The following is a 22,767-nucleotide window of genomic DNA, read 5'->3' on the forward strand; positions in this document are numbered from 1 at the left end:
AAAGGGGAATGCTCAATGATCAGCGAAACAGAAAAAAAACACTATTACAAAGCATTGTTGGCAAAAGATTCAACCTATGACGGTATTTTCTTTGTCGGCATCCGTTCTACTGGCATTTTTTGCCATGCAACATGTCCTGCGAGAAAGCCGAAATACGAAAATTGTACATTTTATGAAACAGCAGAAGAAGCGCTTTTATCAGGCTATAGACCATGCAAGCGTTGTAAACCATTATCTTTTCCAAGAGAAATCCCGCCTTTGGTTCAACAAATGGTGGAGTTAGTAGAAGAAAATCCAGAGAAACGTTGGAAAGATCAAGACTTCGCTGAATTGGGCATTCACTCGATGACAGCCAGAAGGCAATTTAAAAAAGTCTATGGCATGACGTTTGTTCAATACGCGCGTTCAAGAAGGATGGGAATGGCTTTGAAATCAATCAAAAATGGTGAAAAGAGAATCGATACGCAATTGGATGTTGGCTATGATTCACCAAGCGGTTTTTATGATGCTTTTTCAAAAATCATGGGAAGAAATCCGAAGCAATCAAAAGAGATCAAAGTATTATCGGCAGATTGGATCGATACGATTTTAGGACCAATGATGAGTATTGCCGATGACGAGTACTTATATTTACTTGAGTTTGTTGATCGCCGCGGTTTGGAAAGAGAGATCGAACGGCTGCGTAACCGTATGAATGCTTCGATCGTTCCAGGAAAAACGAAGATCAACGAACAGATCAATGCAGAGCTGGATTTGTATTTTGAGAAGAAGCTAGATGAATTTAAAACACCGTACCTATGTTTAGGTTCGGATTTTCAGAAGAGTGTATGGCAAGCATTGACAGAAATTGAGCGTGGCAAAACTTCTTCTTACAAAGAATTGGCAACAGCGATCGGTAATCCAAAAGGAATGCGGGCTGTCGGCAATGCAAATGGAGCCAATCAGTTGGCAATCATTATTCCCTGTCATCGAGTGATTCAGACAGATGGTAGTTTGGGCGGCTATGGTGGTGGCGTGGAGCGGAAGAAATGGTTATTGAAGCATGAACGGGAGTATGATTTGTAAATGTGAGTGCAGAAGAAAAGAGCGATAGCCACATCTAATGTGTGGGTCGCTCTTTTTTATGGTAAAACCGTATCTACCAGCCGCCAGAAAAGCCGCCTCCGCCAGATGAACCACCGCCACCAGAACTTCCTCCTTCGTCACTGGATGAACCGTCAGAATCGCTACTTTGGTAGCTTGAAGCCCTAAAATGCTGTAAGGTTTGATAGCTAGCTAAATTGATTCCCGGTATTGCGCCTAAAAACAAACATTTATCAAGATCCATGATCGCTTTTTGATAATAGTTCGATTCGATTTTTTTAAAATCCTTCTCGCCTTTTTTTAAGGCTTTAGGCAATTCCTGCTCAAAGTTTCCAGCTTCTTTGAAAAAATCCTCTTTACTGGTATCTCGACCTTTCAGCAGGTGATAAGAAACAAGTAAAACCAGTAATTTTTCCTTTTGTTTGGTGTAAAAGGACGCGGATACATGCTCTTTTACATAGACTTGAACAATATCCCTTGTTTGGATGAAAGCGAGTCTGGCTTGAATAATTTTTTGTAAAATTTCTAAGTAGTCATTGTCCGATTGCTTCAGCCTCAGCTGTAGTTGTGTTTTTGCTTGCGTGATCTTTTTCGGATCAGTTAGGAAATCGCTCAAACTTTGAGCATACGCTTTATAATAACGCTCACTGAATTCTAAACATAAGGTGCAATACGTTAGCTTATTGGCTTCGGTAAGGTGATGGGTACGATATTTACCAAGTTCTGTTACATAATCTATGACATCGCTTGTAAATAAAATCTTAGTTAAATATTGTCGCAAAAATGTATAGTTGCCAAAATTTGCTAGAATTAGTATCCACATAGGTGTTTCTTTAATATAAAAAAGCATTGCTCGTTCTCTCACAGATACTTTACCGAGCCAACGTACTTGTAAATCTTGAATCGAATCAAATAGAGACCTCTTTAAAAGACGTTCTTCTAAAAAGCTTCTAAGGAAAAGAAAGCCTACGAAAAATCCTACAAGGACAAGTAGTGAAAGAATAAAATGATCCGTAATAAAGTCAAAAGCAATCCAAACATAGTCCAAAAAATTCTTTTTCGGTTCTACATAGTGATATTGAGCGTTATCATAAGAGTAACTTGATTGCTCTAGATCCTGAACTTCCTTTTTCGCTGCTTCGTAATTGCCATAACGTTCATTCACGATCGATAGGATGTTGTGGCTGATGATATTCAAGCCTTGATCATACTTTTCCTCACGAAACAGTTGCTCCACGCTGGTGGGTACGATGTCACGCTTCATACTATCTGTGATCACATCTTCTACACCATACCCGACTTCTAAACGATATTTCCGGTCAGACACTGCAATGACAAATAGAAAACCGTTATTTAGATCTCGATCACCGACGCCTAAGGTTTGGAAGGTTTCATTTGCGTAGGTTTCAATTGTTTCGTTTTTGGGTAACTTTTTGATGGTTTTTAGGACGAATTGCGGGCTGCCAGGTAGTTGTTTGAAATCTGATTCGTTTGCTTGAATGATCGCTTGCTTTGTTTCCTCGCTTAATAGACCCGCTTGATCATCGACGAAGAAACTTTCGGCTGAGCTGGTTTGCGGAAGGGATAGAGCGAATAGGAAGATGGTAGTGAGGAATAGGATTTTTTTAAATAGACTTATTTTGGTAATGTGTGTGTGAGTTGAGTTCATTTTTTACTCCTGATTGTGTTGGTTTAGTTATTGCTTTTTTTTTAAGTTCAAATACTGTTCTTTAAAATTTAATAGCCTAATGCCTAATTCGTCTGAAAAATCCCACTGATCTACTATGAATCTATGGTAGGAAATTCTCCCCTTTTTTTGATTACTATTTTCAATAGTACCTGTCATTAAGCAAACTTCTAAATAAATTTTTTCATATGATTTTTTATAAATACCAGTTGAATTACTAATTCTTAAATTTAATTCATTTAAGAGTTCTACTATTTAGCAAGTTCATGAGGATATCTAACTATGATTTTGCAGTTTCTTTGTCTAAAGGAGAGAATTTGTTATATAAATTATCAATAATACAGTCGTATTTTTTTGATACTCATCTTCTGTTTGAAAGATGTGCATAATGTTATTATTTTTTACATAGCTTTCAAGGCTGTTTTAAGGCATCATCCAATGAGTCCATTTGATCGGTTTGTCTTAAGACCAAAGTATATGGTAACTCAAAAATTTCTACGTAATTTACTAGATCACTTTGAAATTCAGCTCTCTATATTGAACAGATATAGTAAAAATATCGGAGCAGTTTGATATAAACCTTCATCAAACAATAGATTCTAAATTAAAAATACCTTCGTCCCAGTCATCAATTTTACAAGTATCTGTATAAGTAACTAGGTACTCCATATGAAATGGTTGTCGATTAATTTTCATTTATAATTCTCTGTTTCTTTAGTGATCTGTTCTACAGGCGGATTGAAACTTTTAAATCTTAATTTACAATACAGAGTCATAGATGTCCAAGCAGCACCTATATATATAGCATAACCTAACAAAATAAATAACATCCCCATAAGAATAAAAGTGGTACTTGTATCTGGTATTACTTGTTTTATAATTACTGGTGCAATGATGGATAAAGAAATGCAAATAGGCAATAAGAATTTTCCTAAATGTTCATTTTTTTTCATTTGTGTTGTTCCTTTTCCCTCTTTAGTATAATAACCTTTGAGAGCATGACTTCTAAAAATGAAAAGTGCTACTATAAAAACTAAAATTCCTAATAAATTAGAAGTGATTGCAATAATGTTTCTTGCATTATTATAGGTGAGCACTCCTTGAACAGGATTAAAAATGGAAATACCACCAAGAGCAATCGTTAAAATAGCTAATTCAAAAATATTCAACCAAAAAACTATATATTGAAACTTTTGAAAATTCATATAGATACGTTTAAATGAAAAAATAATTGTAAGAATATAATTAATCACTATAAAAGCATTAAGTATATTTCGAATGCTTGCTAGGGTGATAATGTCATTTCCTGCAAAAAAAACAAAGATAATAAAAAAGATCTTGCAAAAAAGAAGTACACGCAAAAGTCCTGCTATAGAGAGAGCATTTTGTCTGCCAGATGATATATTCATTTTAAATGTATAAAAATTTTCTTCACTAAGTTGTTTCAAATTAAACCTCCATTACTTTTTACTTGATAGCCAGTTTCCAATACCCTTAAGTTTATCTAATATTTACAGCTAATGCTACATGTTCATTTAATTTTTTGCTGTTCCAAAAGAAGTTAACTCAGAAACGATTGCTGAATCATGTTTATCTAAACCAGTAGTTTCAATAGATACGGCAGATAAACCTCCCATGATCTTTGTGAGTTTTGAAACTCCTTTAAAATAATCATAAAGTAAGAAAATTTTTGTATATTTTTTAAACACAGCTACCTTCAGTTTTTGCATCATTCAGATCTAGCTTAGATATACTCTTTACAAATTGAAAAGCTTCTCTTTCTATAGAGTTTAAGGAATCATCGTTGTTTTGTATCATTCTTTTTTCAGAATATTCATTTGGAAATTTTAGTTTCATATAAGAAATTATTATTGGTACAGTAGGAAGAATGAACAAATGATTGAACCAAAGATAAACAGTATATTCATTATACTTCCTTTAAAAATTTCAGCATGAGAGTTAAGTAATGCAAAAATAAATATGATTGGAAAGAGTATAGGTACTATGGTTGAATGTACTTTGGGCTTATAACCTTTAATAAGATTAACGAACCTTTTCTATACTTTCATATGAGTACTGTTTTGGGAATTTTAATTTCATGTAAGAAATTAAAATCATTCTGGATACAGCTACAGAGATGAAAAATATACAAACTAGAAATAAAATGAAGATGGCAAAAGATTGCTCTACTATACTTGCCGTGCCTACTCCAACTAAAGTTCCTATGAGTATAATATTTCTTTTTGAAGTGCTGTTATTATCAATAGCAATTTTTTCTCCTCTATATTTTTTATCTAACTGAATTACTTTCTTGTTATTTTTATGTGCTTCTTTTTTTTGTACTTTAATATAGTTTTTAATTAGAGATAAACATAAAAGTAACATCGGGAGACAAAGTAAGATGTCAAAAAAAATAAGAGAATTTTTGAAAAATAGGAAGTTATATAGGAATGTGATATAGGTAAAAATGATAATCACATATGCATATTGAAGTATAATAACACTTGTTGTAAACCATAAGATAGCCTCTTGATACTTCCATTTTTTTAGAAAAAGTGATAAAAAATTCAGGAAATTTGCAGTAGCAAAAAACATGGAGAAAAATTTAAAAACAGGAGTCAGTGGAACTATGTTGGCTGTATCAACATAAAAAGACATAATAGTATATATTACAATAGATAAGGTCAATAATACGATTATTGATTTCCTATTGAACTCTTTTAGGTTGTACTTTAAGGGTATAACGAATAAATAAAAATCATCCGCAGTTTTTTTCAAATTAATAAACTCCTTTTTTATATAAGATGTTAATTTTTCTGTTACTATTTTTTTGCAACCCCACTACCAATAATTCCTTCAGTTATGGCACCCGTAGCTGCTCCAAGATAACCGCCTCCAAGACTAGCTCCCATATTTACTTCAGTATTTACAGTAGTACTTACTGTTCCTTTAGATCCTGTCAGTCCTTGGTTGGTAGCATCATTATCTACTGACCTGATTCATCGAGTAGGTAAAATTAGACTTTAAGTCTGCTATTATATTATCATAAACTTCAATTAAATTGTCATGTGCATTAGAAATATAATTTTTAGTAGCTTTTGCACCATCACCTTTAAATGAATCCATATCTTTTATATTACCCAATCTAGCTTTTGTTTCAGCGATGGCCGAAGTGCCTTTATCCGTATTTTTAGTTAACTCTTCTTTTAATAATTTCACTTCACTCACATCAATTTGTACCATGTTCTTCTCCTTTCTAATAGAGATTTTTTAGTTCCATTAGTTTTATTTCGTTTTTAGAATTATTTATTCGATTATACGAATTTATTGTTTTGACTGTAGAATATCTACATTTATGTTTAGAATATAGTTAGTAGAAAACGGGAGGGGAAGGCAAATGCCGATAATTTATAATCGTTTATGGAAGTTATTGATAGATAAAGAAATAACAAAAACACAGTTACGTAAAGAAATAGGGATAGGAACGGCTACTTTAGCGAAGCTTTCTGCAAATGAAAAGGTATCAATGGATGTTATTGAGAGGATATGTGTGGCTCTTGATTGTCAACCAGGGGATATTATGGAGTTTGTTCCTGAAAGTAAATAAAAAATGGAGTTAATTTCAACAGATGAAATTAACTCTAAATATCCTTTAGTACCACTCGAACGGCTATTAGAACTACTTGCCAGAGTGGCAGTATTTTGATTCATTAGATCACTGGCTTGTTTGTCAGCTTCCTCGAACGCTTCAGCCATACTGTCAATATATGTGTTAAGCTGTTTTAAACTTTTACCTAGCTGCTTATTGCAGCTACCTAGTTGTTTCATAGCACTTTCTAATACTGATTTGCTATCATCCGTTATTGAAGTGTTGACAGACTCCATAATTTCTGGTAAATCATTTGATATAAGCGTACTTTTGATAGTACCTACTTCAATTTTTTGCATTTTTTCACCTCAATTAATTTTCGTAATACCCTGAACTTAATTCATTGAATAACTGTTCTGGAGTCATATCATTATTTGAATAATTTATTAAAAATGATGTGTCATCGCTATAGTATTTTTTTATTTCTGGATATTTTTTAATAAACTCATTTCTAGTATTTATTTTCGAAGTATAGCCACCTTCTAAATACTTATTAGCAGATTTTCTGGATACTGGCCAAATATTAGGATTAGGGCTCTCAAGATCATTGATACTAAAGATACTGTAAGCTGTTAGGTCTGGTTCTTTGTAACGATATTTTTCCTCTACTTTTTCCTCTGTTTTGATTGAATAATCTTTCACATCTAAATAATAGTAGATCTGACTTTTTTCAGGTCCATCCGTCCCATAAATAATTAAGTATTTATCATCTATGGAAAAACCATTCAGAAAATACATATAGTTCTCATCTATTAGTTTTTTATCTTTGGCTAGTAGGTCGACTTTTCTTGGCTCAGAATCCTTTTTTGACGATACATCATATAGAAAAATTTCAAATATAGTAGTTAAAGTAGTTGATTCCAAAGGTGTTGGAGTAGTATAGGTTCTATTAAATGTTGCAACATGATTTTCTCCAACTTCAATATCAGAAGAATTATAATTATATCGTTGCTTATTTCTATACTTAGTTTCTGGATTTTGTACGTCTTTATACTGTGCAATTGTCCATTTATTATTATTCATTTTTCCCATATTTATAATTTCAGGTTGTTTACTAATATCCCACCATGCTGTTGTCTCAGCGGATGAAGGTATTCTAAAATACTCATAAGTGAACCAACTAATACATGATATAATTCCTAAAAAAATTATTACAATAATGCTAATAATTATTGTTTTTTTCTTTTTTATAGACATTTATGTTCCTACCTTCATATTTTTATGGCGCATTTACAAATTCTCTTTGTTGGAATAACCTATCATGATTGTTTGAAAACTATTCTTAGAAAAATCAGAAAATCAAAACAGCTAAATATCTTTAAAATAAGATATTTAGCTGTCTTCTAAAACAATTAATTTTTTATCTATGCTAATTGTCAATGAACGCTTACTTAAAATAACTCAGTAATTCTGATAGTTATTGCAAAATTATACTTTCCTGCAGTTTTATCAAATGCTCCTGCAAAAGCAGGTCCAAGTTTATTTTTACTAGTGGCTTTTCTGATATTTTCTAATTCTTGCATTGTCTCGCCACGTAAATTCATTCTTTGATTTAACTCTGTTTTAGACATTTTACCATATTTTCCATGTAAATAATCTAACCTATTTGCGTATTTCCCCCTAGTTGCAGTGCTGTTAGCCATTTGAGTTATCCCCTTATAATTACTTCTATCACTATTCTGCATCATTTTTACGACATGTTCCATCTTAGTAGATGATGCACCTTTAACCATAATATTCATTAAATCTGCACCAAAATCTTCAATATCACTAATGTTTTGTTATTCGTTTTAGGTTGATTAAAATTTTAATATGTTTAAAAACGGTATCAGCGATTACCGCTAATACCGTCTAATATATCTTATTTAGAATCGCTGCTTATGATCAATAAAGTTTAATGTCACATCGTCATTTTTCAATAGTGTTGGAATCGTGATTTTATTAAAAACACTATCATCATCAAATGAATTAGTGTAAATAGATACAAAACCAGTTGCAGCTTCAGCAAATCTTTTTTCCAAATTAAGCCAAAGTTCTTTAACAACTTCTTTTTCTATATCATTTTCTGGATCGAACAAGTCTAAACTTACAAATTCTTGTCCACCGGAAGTTGATTCGAGTGAACCTTCTTCATATTCATTTTCAGAGAGGCTAATTAACTCCAATTCTATAGGGCTTTGAATGAAGGTAATATCTCTGTTCCAATCCATTTGAACCAGTGTTTCTTTTATTTTTGTTATTGGAGTATTATCAAAATTACCTTAATATATAGATTATTTAATTTTAATATAAAGTTTGGATAACTATTTCTCTTTGAGAGAAGAAGTTAAAAATTAATATGAGTAAAAAAGTGTAAGTATCCGATTCTTGATATTTACACTTTTTTACTATATCTATTAAGTTGTTATAGTGAATTCTTCAATATTTTTTAAATCATCGAAGTAGTAAAAATACAACTGATCTTTTCCTATTTTAAAAGGAATAATTTCAGTAGGCTTTTGACCATTTACTTTAATTTTTTTTACGTCTTTTTTAGCTGTTACAGACCATATAAAGTTAGGATAACTATCGACTCTCTTAATAGCATATGGATCGTTATAGAGATTTAACGATGATTTTTGTTCTTCAATTAGAGTGCTTTTTTTATGCAATTTACTGTTAATAAATTCAGTTGGTAAGGGTGTATAGGCTAAAGAATTTGAATATTTTTTCTGCCCAGCCTCTATTTTCTTTCTGAACCTCATAACAGTAAAGAATTCACCGTCATCATCAGCTTGAAATAATGTTCCATAAAAGACACAGCTTTCATCGTCTTCAATTATTTTTATAGTTTTCACTAATTCAAAATCAATAGGTTTTCCGTCTGCAAAAGTATTATGCTTAATAGCATCTGAGATAGTTGAATAGTATCCTTTGATGCGTTCATCTTCGTTTAACTCTGGATCTCCTTCAGTAACACGTTCAACTCCAGTTGTATCATTTTCTTCACTATTACCAAAGCTGATGCATCCTTGTAAACTGAGGATGCACCCTCCTAATAGTAAAAAAGTGAGTATTTTTTTCATAGTTCCCTCCTTATGCTAGATTGTAGCTCATAGTAGGTATGTTAGAAAACTTGTATGATCGTAGGTTGCAACGGCGAGGAGTCACTTTAATTAGTTCTTTGCGGTATTCAAGCAAAAAAGTGTAAATATCTCATTATCAATAAGTACACTTTTTCACTCTATCTTTTAAGTTGTTACAGTAAACTCGCCATTATTTTTTAAATCATCGAAGTAATAAAAATATAGCTGATCTTTCCCTATTTTGAAAGGAATGATTTCAGTGAGTTTTTGATTATTTACTTTCATTTTTTTCACATCTTTTTTAGCTGTTAATGACCAAATGAAATTAGGATACTTTTCTACACCTTTTATAGCGTAAGGGTCATTATTTATAGGTAAAAACATTTCTTGTTCTTCAATAATACTTTTATTTTTGTACAACGTATTATTAATAAAATCATATGATGGACTATAGCTAGAGGATTTGAATAATTTTTCTTGCCCTCCGTTATTTTTAATCTAAATCGCATAACCACAAAGATTTCTTCCCCGCCAGGTTGAATGATAGTACCATAAAAGTTACAGCTTTTAGTATCTTCAATAATTTTTATAGTTTGTTTTAGTGTAAAATCAGCTTTTTTTCCATCCGCAAAATTGTTATGTTTGATTGCTTCGCTGATCGTTGAATAATAATTATTGATATAGTCGTCTTCATTAAAATCTGAATCTCGTTCAGTGATGCCTTCTACTTTGGTTGTATCATTATCCTCATCACCAAAGCTAATACACCCTTGCAAACTGAGGATACATCCTCCTAATAATAGAAAAGCAAGTATTTTTTTCATAGTTCCCTCCTTATGCTAAATTACAGCTCATAGCAGATGCAAACTGAGGATTTTTGCCAAACATATCTCCTAATTTAAGAAGTAGTTGTGAAAGAGCTGCTCCAGCTGGTCCAATTAAGAAATCATCAAGAACTCCTATACCAGTTGCATCATTTGCTACTAGATAAGCAATAAGTGCTGTAAGAGCAACTGCGCTAATAGCCATGAATGGTACTTTGGCGTATTCAAACAGTTCTTTCCATGTTTTTGAGCTAATAGATTTAATCCATTTATCTGTCATTTTTCCTTTGCTCATACCAGTTGTACCCGTTCCAGTCCAACCATTTTTATCAAAACCAAAATCAGCTACATTTAAGTTCCCATTTGATGATTTAGTTCCTGCACCGAGAGTAATAGATGGGTCTTTGCTGATAGTAATATTCCTATGAAGATCAGAGGTATTTCCTTGTTTATCTGTGAAAGAGGCTTTCTGTTCCTGCGAAGCCTTAATAGAAGAAAGACCACTCGAATCTGCAGAAATACTGGTTTTGTTAGACCAACCTATTTTTCCCCAAGGAGTAGGAATAGATATATTAATAGGGATATTTATTCCTATTCCAGCAGTGTCAGTCCTTTTCCCTGTAGCTTTATCAATAGATGTTTTAGCAGAAGTTACGATTATGCTTCCGCCTTTAGTCCCACTAGTGACGTGTTTAGTTCCATCTGGATAGACTACTTCTGTAGTTACACTTTCACCTTTAATATTATTATTCCAAAAATCTGAAATTCCTTTTCCAATATCACCTAGTGAAGGGAAATATCCATCCTTATCCACCAAATCTAAAGGACTGTTCCAAACGTAAGTGTATGGATTTAAAGTCATAGGGGAAGTCAATACTCCTTTAATACCATCTTCACTTAAAAACCTACCTTGATTTTGATCATAATATCTCGCCTGCGCATAATTCATTCCACTAACTTCATCTTGTTGATACCCAGTAAAACCAAAAGGTTGGTTAGTTGGTGTATTGAATAGACTCTGTCCAAATTCATCGTAGGTATATTCTTCAAGAGACTGTCCAGTATTTGTTAACTGACGTAACGGACTGCCTAAATCATCTAACAAGAAGTGTTCTTCTTCATTTTTTGCCAATAAGTCATTATCCCATAAATACAGTTCTTTGTCTTCATTCACCTGACGTGCTAATAAATTATTATATGGTTTTGTTAAATCTAAAATATACTGAATTTGTTTTAACGGTTCATTGACTTTTTCAACTGTTTGGCCTGATCGATTTCTCAAACCGTTATATTGATACGTTGCCTTGTCACCTGATGCAGTAGTCACTTGTGTCATCATATTGGTCGCATCAAAGGTAAATGATTTAGTAACCTGATTGTTGATCAATTCCTCCACAAGATTGCCGCGTTGATCATAGTTAAATTGTTTAGTTGCTTGTGGTGTATTTTGTTTGATTAGCTGATTCAAGGCATTGTATTGATAGGTTGTTGAACCAGTTGATTCTTGTTTACTTGTACGGTTACCAAATGCATCATAGGTGTATTGACGTAAGACTTCTTGGTCTTTTGATACATGTGTCAAACGCTGTAAGGCATCATATTGATACTGGTATTGTCCACTGTCTTTGGTCAACCCTTGACGTTGCTTCTCAATTACTTGTTTGTTTCCAGCTTGATCGTACTGATACTGGTATTTTTCTAGAATTTCTTGCTCTTTTTGATGGATCAAGGCACTTAGTTGAGAAGCAGGTGTATATTCATAGTGTGTTGTCACTTGGTTTGGTAAAGATTTTTCAATCAGGCGTCCTTGGGCATCATAGTGATAACGATAGACCTGATCTCCGGTGTGTAGTTCTGTTAGTTTGTTAGAAGGATTGTAAACATATTGTACTTCTTTGCCATCTGGATAGACTAATTTTGTACGATTACTTTGACCGTCCCATCCATATTTTGTGATTTGTTGATCTGGCGTTTGAACTTCTTCTACACGACCTAAAGCATCTAATTTCATTTGAGTGGTGCCTAACCAGTCTTTCACCGCTTCCAATTTACGTAGAGGATTATACTGCATAAGGACTTCTTTACCATCTGAATACTGGATTTTCTGAACTTGTCCCGTTTGGTTATAGTTTAAGTCTGTTTGATAACCGTCTTTATCCGTCTTTTTGATAAGTTGATTATTTTCGTCATAGCGATACTGTTCTTGATTTCCTAAAGCATCAGTGACAGAGGTCACGTTTCCTAGTAAATCGTATTGATACTGTGTTACACGATTTTGTTCGGACACTTTTTCTAGTTCGGCATCGATTAACCCGTATTGTTGAATGGTTGTTAGATTCCCTACCGTATCATAATCGTAGTGGGTTTCATTCCCTAAAGCATCTTTAACCAGAGTAAGATTTCCTGTCAGAGAATAATCGTATTCCGTAATGGCTCCCGCTTCATCTTGGTATAAAACGATTCGATCGGCAGCGTCATAAGAGAACTTCCGGGTGTTGCCTAATGGATTGGTAATAGCTGTGACACGATCTAAGCTATCGTAGGTATAAGTGATCTTGCTTTCTTCACCAGCCCATTTTTCAATGACATTGTCATTCAAGTCATACACATATTGTTCTGTTTCACCAGCAGGGTAGGTGACTTGTTTTAAGTTTCCACCTGGATAATACGCATAAGACGTGATCCCACCGTTTGCGTCTGTCACATCTTCTAATTGTCCAAGTGAGGTGTAAGAAAGGGTGATTTCATTTTCTAAAGCATCTGTCTGGCGGACTAATTGTCCTAGTAAGTCGTATTCAAAGGTCGTTGTATGGTTTAAGGCATCGGTGATTGTTGCGACTTTACCTAGTTTATTATAGGTATAACGAGTGGTCGCACCATCAGCTTCAACCATCTTTGTCCGTCGATTTAAGGCGTCATACGCAAACGTTGTCTCTTCCCCTTTAGGAGAGCGAATACTAGTCACATTTTGATTTTCATCATAGTCGTAGTGAACACTGTGACCTTTGGCGTTAACGACTTGACTTAGTTGGTTGTATTGGTTGTACAAGTAGGCCGTTTCTGCGCCATTTGGTTCTTTAATTTTTGAGATATTCCACATCAAATCATAATCCATCTCTGTCACGTGTCCAGATTGATTCGTGATAGCTGAAACTTTTCCTAACTCATTGTATTCTTGTGTGACTGTTGTCCCATCAAAGTCTTTAACGGTAGTCACTTTATTGATTTCATTGTACGTATATTCGCGTGTATTGCCTTCATCATTCGTAACTTTGGTCAAATTACCTTCTGAATCATACTCGAATTTCGTTACGGCACCCGTTGGATTCGTGGTTTCAATGACTTGATTTTGGTTGTCGTATACATAATGAGTGGTTCCTTGGTTTGGGTATTGGATACTTGCTAGGTTGCCGCGTTCATCATAGCGAAAGACCATGCGACTACCGTCGGGTTGCTTCACACGTATTGGACGATTTTGTTCATCATAAATCATTTCTGACGAGCAATGTAATGGATTCTCCACTTTTAATAAGTTGCCATTTTCATAGGTAAAGGTATATTCAGCGCCATTCGGTTGTTTCATATAGATAGGGTGGTTCTGCTCATCATATTTCATTGTCATAACTTCACCTAATGGATTGGTTACGTTAATCAGATTACCTTGTTCATCATAGTTGTATTGTGTTTTATTTCCTTTTCTATCCGTGACAGAAGTAGGCTTATTCTGATTATTGTAGGTCGTAATTTCTTCGCCATTTGGATAGACGACTTTCGTATTTCGGTAATGTTTGTCTCGGTAGTAGGTAACTTTTAATCCATTTTGTTCCGTTACAACAATTGTTTTCGCGTCATCATCGTACTCATAGGTCATAACTCCGCCATCTGGGAAGGTTTGTTTCGTGATTCTTGATAAATAGTCGTATTCATTTTTGACTAAATTAATCTTTCTTGGATTGGTTGTTGTTGTTAATTTACCATTTTCATAGCCGTAACGGACAATCGCTTTATTTGGTAGTTTTACTTCCGTCAAGCACGCATCTTCATAAGAAAAGCTTACTTTTCGTTTGGCTTGATCTTTGATACTTGTGAGTAACCCAGTGTCATCATAACGAAAACGAATGAAACCACTTGGACTTTCTACTTTTTTCAATCGTTGTTCAGAATTGTATGAGAAGCGGATTTTTTGTCCAGATTCTGTCTGTTTAGTCACTAGTTGACCCTTGGTATTAAAGTGATAATGGGTTTGGTCTTCTATAATTAGCTGATAGCCTGTTTCTTCTTTTACCACAATATGGCTAGGGAAGAGAGAAGAGTGGTAGTTGTTGTTTTCTAAGAATTCATAGAAACAACATGCCCATCTTCCATCATAATTTTCAGTTCATCTGTTTCTTCGGTCACACAGACCTCAAAAGGATGAACCCAATTTTTCCCTAAAGCCCCTTTGTACTCGTCCATCGCATTATACGTACGGGTGAAGCTCAAAGGTACTTCCCCTTGAATGACTAAATCTTCTTTGTCTGCACTAAAGTTACCCGTTGTCAGGTTGACTGGATCTTTACTGTATCGGGCACTGGTTACTTTTAAGCCTTTAGATGTTTCTGATACTCGTTTCAGTGTTTTGTCTACATTGGACATAGACATTCCATTTTTTAAGCGCATTTTGGATAATGATTTCTTAAAGGCATCGACACTTTGAGCAGTGAAGCCACCATTGATAAACGATTGGTACTCTTTAAATAGACTAGCGAGTTCATTGGCAGCGCTTGTTAACTCAGAAACATTACTAGCCGCCGCTCTGTCTAAAGTTGGTAAATCATTTTGAAGTTTTTCAACATCACGTTGTAATTTTTGTAATAAATCCTGAAATTTATTTTTCTCTAATTTAAAGCCGCTGGTAGCGCCAGTTAAGCGCCCACTTTTGGCTTCTGAGGGAACCTGAGATTCTAATGAACGAACAGTTGATACTTTAGATTCCATTTCATGACTGAATTGTTCCGCTGCTTTGAAGAGTGATTCATATTGTGTTTTTAATTCGACAATAGCCGATAAGAGAAACACGCGATCTTTTCCTACACCCATTTTTTCTCCTCCAAATTATTTATTTTTTGAAATATTTTTCCTTTAGAGTGCTATTTATTTACAATTCATTTCTTAAGGTTTATAATCACCGTTATCCACATCAAATTGATCTACATATTTTTTTGGATAGAACCATCTATTTTTTTGTCCCTTTTTAGGATGTAGATAATCTCGTTTTATAGGTGTTATAAATTTCCAGCTTTTTACAACTATTTTTTTTTCTTTATCTATTAAAGTTCCCTTGACTAAAAAATTATTATCTTCGTTTAAAAGTACCATGCTTGATAACTGATTTTTGGGTGAATTGTCGACTAACTCTACATCCTCTAAATTATGCCCATTTTCAGATTCAATAGTCCAACCTCGACTAGTTGTCCATAACTCAGGCTTAACAATATAATACTCTGATGACTTTGTAGCGATTTTATCTAGTGCAGCTTTTTTGGATATTCCTTCAGTAACGAGTGGAAATCTTGTTGATAAAATCCTCGCACATATGAGGAAAATAAAAGCACAAAAACTTATAATAATCATTATTTTCTTAATAGTACGCAAAATTTTTCACCTCTAATATATACATTGACTAGAATTAAATAGAAGTCACCATTATTTAGTTTAATTTCAATTTTTTCTCCGTTAAAAATCCAAGAGATGAGTTCACTGTTGTATATTAAGTTTTCCACTATAAAGTTCTCCTTTTTTTAACACTCTGGAAATTTCCACTTTGTGTAGAACGTTATCACCAGTCCAGGTAAAAAAACAATATCCCATAGCTTACTAATATACCTAAAATTAAATTAGGAAACCCATTCATAGGGACATGACTGAAAAAAAGTATTAAAGGGAACGCTATAGGTGTGAAAAATGAAAAAAGAAGACTTATGAAATTTTCTCTAGACAATTTTTCATTCTCATTTACCAAATTTTCTTTTCTAGCTTTTCCTTTTTTTATATATGTCAACATAGTAATGTATCCTGATGTTATTGGAATAATGAAACTAAGCATCCCAATAATTAGAATTAAATTTATTATATTGAGAGGAATAACCTCTAGAGTAAACTGTTTGTAGTAATTATAAATATTTTGAAGATATAAAATGAATCCAGTACAAAAAGATAGACATGCAAAAAGAAAGAGAATAATAAGAAAGAGGATCGATTGAGCTTTTTCAAAATGTTTTCTCACTTTATTTACGCTAAAGAAGAGACAAATGATAGAAACTACTATAAAAACAGTAGACATTATTTTGACAATGCTAGGTATAAAACCTATATATTCAATGAAGTAGTGGGTTATACCAAAAGCAAATAGCGGTCCCAATATTATCCAAAAATTAGTCAATGTTTTTAATCCTTCTGAATCATGTCTACCAGACTTTACTGATAGCGTGTATTCAAATAAATCTTCTTTCTTAAATTGTCTTAAACTAAGATTCATTTTGTTCCTCCTAAAACTGTTGTGATCATTTGTTTAACTTTTTTATTTTGTTATGCATATGTTCGAGCTCTATCAATATAGGATCGTTATAATTCCCTGTATCATCCACAAAATGTCTGGTTAAATCCATGAGATTAATAGTACTAGTGATTGTTTCACTGCCGTCGATTTGTTCTAAAATTTGGTTTATGGAACGTTCAATTCTAGCTAAGCTATAGTTTGAATTGTCATTTGGGTAATTGTTCTTAATTAATTTTAAAACTTGTTTACAGTGATATTCAATATTTTTTAGATTACGAAATTTAATTATGTTACCTATCATTGAGAACAATTCTTCACTTCCAATCTAATAAAGGGACTTCTAAGGACTGAGGAGCTTCTTTTATAAAACCTAATCCGCTAACATATATCTGTTTATTTAAATCTTTCAACGTCAAATAATTAATTCTTCTATAGACTTCTAATTCTTGTTCGTTTGTCAATTGTACTTGTTGTATGGTCTCGTTAGTATGGGCGGATAATATAATTGTCCAATAAACTTCATCTCTAAAGTCTGCAACATTGCAGTTGACGATACAAGATGGATCTTCATAAATTGTATTTTTATTTTTGTTAGATTTCCTCATAATTTTAAAATTTTCTGTGCCCATTGTTTATCAGCCCTTTATTTTAATTTGTCTAAGTTAAGAGAACCTGTATTACTAAGCTCTAGACATATAAACATGATCTAAGCTTTAAAATACTCACGCAATCTTTTATCTGTTCTCAAACTCTCCACGAAATCATCTAAGGTAACATAAATATGTTTTAAAGCCTGTAAGGTTTCCTTTTTTACTAGTCACGAACACATTCCAAGTATTATCTTTTCTTTTTTTAATATCGCTAGCTTCGTTTTTTTCATATCTAGCGTACATTCTAAATAAGTCTTTATGTTAAGTTTAACATAAAGACTGGATAAATATTTTATACTTAACAAAAAAGTAAAAAACTACTAATTAGAGTAATTTTTCACTTTGAACATGACTTAATATTTAACTTTTTCTTTTTGTCTCAACTCTGTAATTTGGTTCTCAATTTTCGTCAAGGTTTGTGTAAAGTCATTATGAAAAATAGAGAAGACTCTTCAATTTTTTAGAGTCAATCCAAATGCTTTTTTTGGTTACAATAATCAAATTGAGAACATTAATAATGAAGCACATTTGCAAGCTGATTTTTTTCGTAAGTTGGAAGTTGGGGATGAAAAGAGTGTATTGAAACAGTTGGTCAATGAGTATCCATTTATGGAGAAGCAGAATTTTGACAAGGTGTTGAACTATAATAAATTTATTTTTGAAACAAATATTGAAAAATATATAGGTCAAGAAATCGAACGTTTTAAAGCAATCAATATGTCTACAGATGAGTAATATGAAGATTGCTCAGTTGAAATGGCTCAAAAAACAGAAATAGTTTTGACCTAACTGTCAGAACTATTTCCGTTTTTTTTAGTATTTTAAATACCAGTGTATAGTGTTATACATTATAGAATCAAAGCGTTATTTCATAGGAATATAAACGTCAATCAAAGTCTCATTATAAATATCGTAATTCACACAATACATTTCGTCGCATAATTCGCTATTGTATTCTTCTAGAGCATAATCAGCAATTTTTCTTCTAGCTTCTTCTAGATTATCTTCTAGATCAGCTTGTCTCAGAACAATTGTATTGTCTATCTCAAATACTTTAATTGTTTCGTAAGGAAAGTTCTCTGGTATTTCTGAAATAGGCATATAGAATTCAATATTTCTAACAGTATTGTCTTTGTCAGATTCAGATAACTTGAAGATCATTATATCTATATTATAAACATTTTCCTGAGCTTCAATGCTGTGCATCTTTTCAAAACCTTTATCAAAATCAGTTTTCGACAAATTCATGCTTTGCCTCACTACATTGGGCATAATTAGTGGCATTTTTTCTAAACGCATAATCATTCTCCTTTCAAGAATTTTTCTTTTATTTTGTTCAAGAATGATTTCATTTTCCCTTCGTCTTGAAATACACGAATTGCTCCAAAATAAACTTCTAAGTACAGCTGATCATCAACTATTTTAAAAAGGTTATGGAAAGGGGCTGTATTTTCCATATTATTTTTATTCGCATAATCAATCAACTCTGCATATTTTTCTATTGCTATTTCCTGAGCTTGTTCTTGATCAGTTACCAAAGCTCTAGTCATCAACATAGGCTCTACCTGAAAATATGTTTGAAACATTAAGTCTTCATCGTCTAAGTTTTTTAATCGATTTTCTTCGACTGGAATATTGTAGACGGCGAAAATAGGCTCAACACCAAGTTCACTCATTACAGTGTAAAATAATGGACCATTTGGAGTCAGGTCTTTTTCATCAATTAGTCGCATGAAGTCTTCAGTTATCTGCAGAGATTCTGAGCGCTCAAATTGATAATATTTAGAAACAACATTCTTATATGCAATTTTTTTTCCCTCTACAATCAAGCTAATACTCCTCCTTCAATCGGAATGAAAATATCAACAACTTTTTCTCCTAAATTGTCGGTAATAACAAAATAAGTTTTTTCAGATAAATTTAAATCTAATTGTTCATCTGCATATGTTCGTAACTCTTTATCATACCTGAAATAGTCTTCTTCATTATCAGCAATTCTAGTGATCAAAGCATTTTCTACTGTATATCTGTCATAAGTTTTTAAATTATTGCCACCTGTGGCTATTTCTATTGGTAAGTTTAAAGTTAAGAAAAATTCAAAAATGACATAATCTGGTTCATTTTGTTGCGGGGTAATAGATAATACATCAGGACCATTCTGATAAAACTCCTCTTGATAATCAAAAAATTCAGAGAATTCTAAAGCTGTAGTGATTTCTTCTTTTTTTGCAATTGTTTTTGGTCGTACTACATTTAATAAGATCAGTGGACCTTGAGTTACTTTCATGAATTTTCCCATCCTTCTTTCTTTAATGCTACTGTTAAAGCTTTTTCAGAATATTGTTCAGAAAATTTAAATTTCGTATATGATACAATCAAAAATTTAGTTACTATAAATGCCATAAAACACACAAGTGCAATCAGCAATACAAATAAGGTAAGCGATCCCTCAAGGAGGCCTCCTAACCCAATTCCAGCAAATGTTCCAATCAAAACAATTCCTTGCCCCTTAGTCATTGCGTTAGTTATATCACTGTCACCTTTTACCTTTTTTTCCATCTTAATTACCTTAGAATATTTTTTATGTGTTTTTCCAGTCCGAATCATCCAAATATACCATACTAGCGAGATAAGCATAAATACAAATGGAAGAGATAACAAGATATCAAATACTAGTGCTTGATACTTTTCTGAAATACGACTTGATAAAAAAACACTATATTCAAAGATGAGTATGACATAAGCTAGCTCTAAAAAGCCCCAACTAGTTAAAAAATAGATAATTGGATCATATATTTTAGTTTTTACAATTAATAATGAGCATAATATTAACACATTTATAACTAAAAAGAATGCACTAATACTCTGAAACAATATTGTTATTGGTAGATAAATGTCCTCATACTCAAGACTATCAATGTATAAATACATAATCGGAAAGCAAGCAACAGCTATAAGGCTTACTGTTCTTGTAGCTTTAATTCCGGCAAATTCTAATCGATATTTTATTGGTGCAATAAAAAAATAAAAATCATCAGCTGTTTTTCTCATTTTTCCCCCTAACCTTACCTATTAGTTATTTTATCCAAAAGCCCAGTTTTTGATTACTTTGTTTATTCCTTTTTTTATACCATCTTTAACTTTTTTTGTAACTTTACTAGCTAACCCACTCCCTACAGCCCCACCTACTATAGCTCCAACAGCAGCTCCAACACCTGTTCCCACTATAGGAATAAAAGATCCTGCCCACGCACCAGCAATTGCGCCAGCCTTTGCTCCAACAGCAGCACCACCAGCTTTTATACCAACATCTATGCTTGTGTTTACTGTGGTACTTACTACACGTTTACTTCCTGTTAAGCCTTGTTTTGTTGCATCATTAAAATTATCATAACCTGATAAACCAGCATCTACTGCTGTACCTACTAAGCCTGCTCCTTTTGCGAATTTCCCAAATGTTCCTAAATTTTTCCAACCTGTAAAAGGAGATTTAACACTGTCTTTGAGTCGTTTAGCAATTGTTCCTTTAGAAACACCAAGTACAGATTTGTCAAGAGTCCAAAATTTGGAAGTTTTACTGGTGGCATTTGCAAGCTCAACCTTACCTTTTTTTATACCTGTCATAGCTCTATAGGCGGTTCCTTTTCCCCAGTCTTTTGTGTATGTCCATTTGTCAAATCTATTTTTTCTTATCTTCCCAATAATCGCTTTAGGATTAACAATTCGTATATCAAGTTTTCCATATTTTACGTATTTAACTTTGATATTACCTTTTTTGGCATGGTAAACAAAATGAACTGCGCCAATACCAGGTTTTGCATATTTTTTAATATTTTTATAGGAGTTTCTAAGGTCTTTAAATATTTGTATTTTACTTTTATTGAATCCTTTTATCCCATTAGGTACTGCAGATATTTTTTGAATTTGACCCTGCATAGAGTTCAACGTGCTAATAAACTCCTTAGACTGTGATACTTTATTACTAGATGCTGAAATAAATGCTTCAAATTTATCAATCATATCTGTAATGATTTTTTTAAACTCTTTTTCATCACTTTTAAACTCAGTAGTCTGAATTTTACTTGCAGAAGTAATATCAGAAATACTGCTGATTTCTTTATTTATTGATTTTATAGCAGAAGAAATACTCTTAGTTGCACTTGTCACTTCTGTCTTTAATTGAGTGACATAGCTACTGTCAATTATACAGCTTGCATCGTTATCTACTGAACTACTGAACTGATCCATTGAGTAGGTAAAATTAGACTTTAAGTCTTCTATTATATTATCATAAACTTCAATCAAATTGTTGTGTGCGTGAGTAATGTAATTTTTTGTTGCTTTTGCTCCGTCTCCTTTAAATGAATCCATATCCTTTATATTACCCAATCCAGCTTTTGTTTCAGCAATGGCCGAAGTGGCTTTATCCGCATTTTTAGTTAAATCTTCTTTTAATAATTTTACTTCACTCATATCAATTTTTGCCATGTTCTTCTCCTTTCTAATAGGGCTTTTTTATTTTCCTTGACTTCTTTTATCGGCGTCCTCAATTGCTTTACCAATATTTTCCATTTGTTGTGCATCGCTTTCGATAATGGATTTGTATTGTGCTAGTGCTGTTGCTAAATCTTGAACAGAATTTTCGTATTCTTTAAAAGGATTGATATCTGTTTTTGATAAACTAGCACTTGGAGAAAAATCTATTGAACTTGCACTCGCTTTTAGAGAAGTTATGTTGCTATTAAAAACACCTATATTAATACCGAATTGTCCACTCATATTTTAACCTCCTTTGGTTATTGTTATAAACTATTCAACTGCGCAATTAAGTTAGTTACTTGCCCATTTTTTGCAGCGATTTCTGCTTCTAAACGTTCTAAGTCTCGTTCTAATCGTGTTTTATCATCTTGAATAGTATCCACTGCATCATTAATTTTCGTACCGATACTTTGGACAGATGTTTTCATCTGTCCAAGCTCCGTATTGGCTTTTGTTGCGTTTTGACCTTTCCATGATCCGGATTCAATTGTAACGCCGTCTAAACTTGTTTTTCCCGTGTCAAAATCACTTTTAGCGGATTCAATATTTGTTAATGCGGTCGTGATTTTTTGAATTTTTTCTTCTAATTCTATTTTCTTTATACTTAATGTTGTCAAAGAAGCACGAGTCATATTCAATTGACTGACAATCACTGCCCGTCGATGGGCTTTTGCTGCATCTTTTGCAACTCTCGCTCGTTCTTCTTCCATTCCTAATTCAACCATAGTGTTT

The 22,767-nt window shown here is 32.9% G+C and carries 27 protein-coding genes; 3 read left to right on the forward strand and 24 right to left on the reverse strand.

Annotated features, from left to right (window positions below; translation table 11 throughout):
• The first annotated feature begins 15 nt into the window (after window positions 1-15).
• On the forward strand, window positions 16-1,065 hold the full coding sequence (locus V192_RS0107980) for a bifunctional transcriptional activator/DNA repair enzyme AdaA (RefSeq protein WP_025870627.1): 1,050 nt from the start codon (window positions 16-18) through the stop codon (window positions 1,063-1,065).
• A gap of 73 nt (window positions 1,066-1,138) precedes the next feature.
• On the opposite strand, the gene V192_RS20875 is transcribed toward V192_RS0107980, so the two are convergent.
• The 5 genes from V192_RS20875 to V192_RS0108020 all read right to left on the reverse strand — a co-directional run bounded on the left by V192_RS20875 (window position 1,139) and on the right by V192_RS0108020 (window position 6,013).
• A complete protein-coding gene (locus tag V192_RS20875) occupies window positions 1,139-2,752 on the reverse strand; it encodes a TPM domain-containing protein (protein ID WP_025870630.1) in 1,614 nt (537 codons plus the stop codon).
• Window positions 2,753-3,462: 710 nt separating this feature from the next.
• The gene (locus V192_RS0108000) at window positions 3,463-4,218 is read right to left on the reverse strand and encodes a hypothetical protein (protein ID WP_025870632.1); all 756 of its coding nucleotides are present in this window, start codon (window positions 4,216-4,218) and stop codon (window positions 3,463-3,465) included.
• Window positions 4,219-4,305: 87 nt separating this feature from the next.
• Window positions 4,306-4,503, reverse strand: coding sequence for a hypothetical protein (locus V192_RS0108005; RefSeq protein WP_025870634.1), 198 nt, complete (start codon window positions 4,501-4,503; stop codon window positions 4,306-4,308).
• A gap of 310 nt (window positions 4,504-4,813) precedes the next feature.
• A complete protein-coding gene (locus V192_RS0108010) occupies window positions 4,814-5,548 on the reverse strand; it encodes a hypothetical protein (protein WP_025870636.1) in 735 nt (244 codons plus the stop codon).
• A gap of 204 nt (window positions 5,549-5,752) precedes the next feature.
• Window positions 5,753-6,013, reverse strand: coding sequence for a T7SS effector LXG polymorphic toxin (locus tag V192_RS0108020; protein WP_025870637.1), 261 nt, complete (start codon window positions 6,011-6,013; stop codon window positions 5,753-5,755).
• A 154-nt stretch (window positions 6,014-6,167) separates the two neighbouring features.
• Here V192_RS0108020 and V192_RS0108025 point away from each other — a divergent pair, with 154 nt between their 5' ends.
• Window positions 6,168-6,377 (forward strand): helix-turn-helix domain-containing protein, encoded by a 210-nt coding sequence (locus V192_RS0108025; protein WP_025870641.1) that lies wholly within the window; start codon window positions 6,168-6,170, stop codon window positions 6,375-6,377.
• On the opposite strand, the gene V192_RS0108030 is transcribed toward V192_RS0108025, so the two are convergent.
• The 12 genes from V192_RS0108030 to V192_RS0108095 form a co-directional block, all read right to left on the reverse strand.
• Entirely contained in the window at window positions 6,335-6,718 is a 384-nt protein-coding gene (locus V192_RS0108030) for a hypothetical protein (protein ID WP_025870643.1), read from the reverse strand. The two genes, V192_RS0108025 and V192_RS0108030, sit on opposite strands and share 43 nt — an antisense overlap.
• Before the next feature lie 13 nt (window positions 6,719-6,731).
• Entirely contained in the window at window positions 6,732-7,616 is an 885-nt protein-coding gene (locus V192_RS0108035; RefSeq protein WP_025870645.1) for a hypothetical protein, read from the reverse strand.
• Between the two features lie 194 nt (window positions 7,617-7,810).
• Window positions 7,811-8,161 (reverse strand): hypothetical protein, encoded by a 351-nt coding sequence (locus V192_RS0108040; RefSeq protein WP_025870647.1) that lies wholly within the window; start codon window positions 8,159-8,161, stop codon window positions 7,811-7,813.
• A gap of 123 nt (window positions 8,162-8,284) precedes the next feature.
• A complete protein-coding gene (locus tag V192_RS0108045; RefSeq protein ID WP_025870648.1) occupies window positions 8,285-8,629 on the reverse strand; it encodes a hypothetical protein in 345 nt (114 codons plus the stop codon).
• A 186-nt stretch (window positions 8,630-8,815) separates the two neighbouring features.
• Window positions 8,816-9,484 (reverse strand): hypothetical protein, encoded by a 669-nt coding sequence (locus V192_RS0108050; protein WP_025870653.1) that lies wholly within the window; start codon window positions 9,482-9,484, stop codon window positions 8,816-8,818.
• A gap of 165 nt (window positions 9,485-9,649) precedes the next feature.
• Window positions 9,650-9,868, reverse strand: a complete 219-nt coding sequence (locus V192_RS0108055; protein WP_025870655.1) for a hypothetical protein — start codon at window positions 9,866-9,868, stop codon at window positions 9,650-9,652.
• Window positions 9,853-10,308, reverse strand: coding sequence for a hypothetical protein (locus tag V192_RS0108060; protein ID WP_025870657.1), 456 nt, complete (start codon window positions 10,306-10,308; stop codon window positions 9,853-9,855). The genes V192_RS0108055 and V192_RS0108060 overlap by 16 nt, the downstream gene beginning before the upstream one ends.
• Before the next feature lie 10 nt (window positions 10,309-10,318).
• Entirely contained in the window at window positions 10,319-14,518 is a 4,200-nt protein-coding gene (locus V192_RS0108065; protein WP_025870658.1) for an RHS repeat-associated core domain-containing protein, read from the reverse strand.
• A 119-nt stretch (window positions 14,519-14,637) separates the two neighbouring features.
• Window positions 14,638-15,387 (reverse strand): DUF6531 domain-containing protein, encoded by a 750-nt coding sequence (locus tag V192_RS22090; protein ID WP_025870659.1) that lies wholly within the window; start codon window positions 15,385-15,387, stop codon window positions 14,638-14,640.
• 72 nt (window positions 15,388-15,459) lie between these two features.
• A complete protein-coding gene (locus V192_RS0108075) occupies window positions 15,460-15,942 on the reverse strand; it encodes a hypothetical protein (RefSeq protein WP_025870661.1) in 483 nt (160 codons plus the stop codon).
• Window positions 15,943-16,126: 184 nt separating this feature from the next.
• A complete protein-coding gene (locus V192_RS0108085; RefSeq protein WP_025870663.1) occupies window positions 16,127-16,825 on the reverse strand; it encodes a hypothetical protein in 699 nt (232 codons plus the stop codon).
• Window positions 16,826-17,160: 335 nt separating this feature from the next.
• Complete coding sequence (locus V192_RS0108095; protein ID WP_025870667.1) at window positions 17,161-17,475, reverse strand: hypothetical protein; 315 nt, start codon at window positions 17,473-17,475, stop codon at window positions 17,161-17,163.
• Between the two features lie 549 nt (window positions 17,476-18,024).
• Between V192_RS0108095 and V192_RS0108100 the strand changes: the two genes are divergently transcribed.
• Window positions 18,025-18,231, forward strand: a complete 207-nt coding sequence (locus tag V192_RS0108100) for a hypothetical protein (protein ID WP_025870669.1) — start codon at window positions 18,025-18,027, stop codon at window positions 18,229-18,231.
• 129 nt (window positions 18,232-18,360) lie between these two features.
• On the opposite strand, the gene V192_RS0108105 is transcribed toward V192_RS0108100, so the two are convergent.
• The 7 genes from V192_RS0108105 to V192_RS0108135 are packed head-to-tail and all read right to left on the reverse strand — an operon-like array spanning window position 18,361 to window position 22,760.
• The gene (locus tag V192_RS0108105; protein WP_025870671.1) at window positions 18,361-18,795 is read right to left on the reverse strand and encodes a hypothetical protein; all 435 of its coding nucleotides are present in this window, start codon (window positions 18,793-18,795) and stop codon (window positions 18,361-18,363) included.
• 2 nt (window positions 18,796-18,797) lie between these two features.
• Window positions 18,798-19,325, reverse strand: a complete 528-nt coding sequence (locus V192_RS0108110; protein WP_025870674.1) for a DUF5085 family protein — start codon at window positions 19,323-19,325, stop codon at window positions 18,798-18,800.
• On the reverse strand, window positions 19,322-19,783 hold the full coding sequence (locus V192_RS0108115) for a hypothetical protein (protein WP_025870676.1): 462 nt from the start codon (window positions 19,781-19,783) through the stop codon (window positions 19,322-19,324). The genes V192_RS0108110 and V192_RS0108115 overlap by 4 nt, the downstream gene beginning before the upstream one ends.
• Window positions 19,780-20,547: a hypothetical protein gene (locus V192_RS0108120; protein WP_025870678.1), complete on the reverse strand. Its 768-nt coding sequence runs from the start codon at window positions 20,545-20,547 to the stop codon at window positions 19,780-19,782. Before V192_RS0108120 ends, V192_RS0108115 begins: the two co-directional genes overlap by 4 nt.
• 30 nt (window positions 20,548-20,577) lie before the next feature.
• The gene (locus V192_RS0108125; protein ID WP_025870680.1) at window positions 20,578-21,984 is read right to left on the reverse strand and encodes a T7SS effector LXG polymorphic toxin; all 1,407 of its coding nucleotides are present in this window, start codon (window positions 21,982-21,984) and stop codon (window positions 20,578-20,580) included.
• Window positions 21,985-22,011: 27 nt separating this feature from the next.
• Complete coding sequence (locus V192_RS0108130; protein ID WP_025870682.1) at window positions 22,012-22,275, reverse strand: TIGR04197 family type VII secretion effector; 264 nt, start codon at window positions 22,273-22,275, stop codon at window positions 22,012-22,014.
• Between the two features lie 23 nt (window positions 22,276-22,298).
• Entirely contained in the window at window positions 22,299-22,760 is a 462-nt protein-coding gene (locus tag V192_RS0108135) for a YwqH-like family protein (RefSeq protein ID WP_025870684.1), read from the reverse strand.
• Window positions 22,761-22,767 lie beyond the last annotated feature (7 nt).

The organism is Enterococcus crotali (assembly GCF_000633635.1).
Lineage (GTDB): Bacteria > Bacillota > Bacilli > Lactobacillales > Enterococcaceae > Enterococcus_L > Enterococcus_L crotali.

What these genes read in the sequence shown, in the direction of transcription:
- V192_RS0108005 (WP_025870634.1), bottom strand. Translation starts at nt 4,503, where the DNA reads ATGATGCAAAAACTGAAGGTAGCTGTGTTTAAAAAATATACAAAAATT.
- V192_RS0108130 (WP_025870682.1), bottom strand. Translation starts at nt 22,275, where the DNA reads ATGAGTGGACAATTCGGTATTAATATAGGTGTTTTTAATAGCAACATA.
- V192_RS0108125 (WP_025870680.1), bottom strand. Translation starts at nt 21,984, where the DNA reads ATGGCAAAAATTGATATGAGTGAAGTAAAATTATTAAAAGAAGATTTA.
- V192_RS0108030 (WP_025870643.1), bottom strand. Translation starts at nt 6,718, where the DNA reads ATGCAAAAAATTGAAGTAGGTACTATCAAAAGTACGCTTATATCAAAT.
- V192_RS0108055 (WP_025870655.1), bottom strand. Translation starts at nt 9,868, where the DNA reads ATGTTTTTACCTATAAATAATGACCCTTACGCTATAAAAGGTGTAGAA.
- V192_RS0108085 (WP_025870663.1), bottom strand. Translation starts at nt 16,825, where the DNA reads ATGAATCTTAGTTTAAGACAATTTAAGAAAGAAGATTTATTTGAATAC.
- V192_RS0108120 (WP_025870678.1), bottom strand. Translation starts at nt 20,547, where the DNA reads ATGAGAAAAACAGCTGATGATTTTTATTTTTTTATTGCACCAATAAAA.
- V192_RS0108115 (WP_025870676.1), bottom strand. Translation starts at nt 19,783, where the DNA reads ATGAAAGTAACTCAAGGTCCACTGATCTTATTAAATGTAGTACGACCA.
- V192_RS20875 (WP_025870630.1), bottom strand. Translation starts at nt 2,752, where the DNA reads ATGAACTCAACTCACACACACATTACCAAAATAAGTCTATTTAAAAAA.
- V192_RS0107980 (WP_025870627.1), top strand. Translation starts at nt 16, where the DNA reads ATGATCAGCGAAACAGAAAAAAAACACTATTACAAAGCATTGTTGGCA.
- V192_RS0108105 (WP_025870671.1), bottom strand. Translation starts at nt 18,795, where the DNA reads ATGCGTTTAGAAAAAATGCCACTAATTATGCCCAATGTAGTGAGGCAA.
- V192_RS0108035 (WP_025870645.1), bottom strand. Translation starts at nt 7,616, where the DNA reads ATGTCTATAAAAAAGAAAAAAACAATAATTATTAGCATTATTGTAATA.
- V192_RS0108050 (WP_025870653.1), bottom strand. Translation starts at nt 9,484, where the DNA reads ATGAAAAAAATACTCACTTTTTTACTATTAGGAGGGTGCATCCTCAGT.
- V192_RS22090 (WP_025870659.1), bottom strand. Translation starts at nt 15,387, where the DNA reads ATGGGTGTAGGAAAAGATCGCGTGTTTCTCTTATCGGCTATTGTCGAA.
- V192_RS0108045 (WP_025870648.1), bottom strand. Translation starts at nt 8,629, where the DNA reads ATGGATTGGAACAGAGATATTACCTTCATTCAAAGCCCTATAGAATTG.
- V192_RS0108040 (WP_025870647.1), bottom strand. Translation starts at nt 8,161, where the DNA reads ATGAATATTATGGTTAAAGGTGCATCATCTACTAAGATGGAACATGTC.
- V192_RS0108135 (WP_025870684.1), bottom strand. Translation starts at nt 22,760, where the DNA reads ATGGTTGAATTAGGAATGGAAGAAGAACGAGCGAGAGTTGCAAAAGAT.
- V192_RS0108020 (WP_025870637.1), bottom strand. Translation starts at nt 6,013, where the DNA reads ATGGTACAAATTGATGTGAGTGAAGTGAAATTATTAAAAGAAGAGTTA.
- V192_RS0108025 (WP_025870641.1), top strand. Translation starts at nt 6,168, where the DNA reads ATGCCGATAATTTATAATCGTTTATGGAAGTTATTGATAGATAAAGAA.
- V192_RS0108095 (WP_025870667.1), bottom strand. Translation starts at nt 17,475, where the DNA reads ATGGGCACAGAAAATTTTAAAATTATGAGGAAATCTAACAAAAATAAA.
- V192_RS0108060 (WP_025870657.1), bottom strand. Translation starts at nt 10,308, where the DNA reads ATGAAAAAAATACTTGCTTTTCTATTATTAGGAGGATGTATCCTCAGT.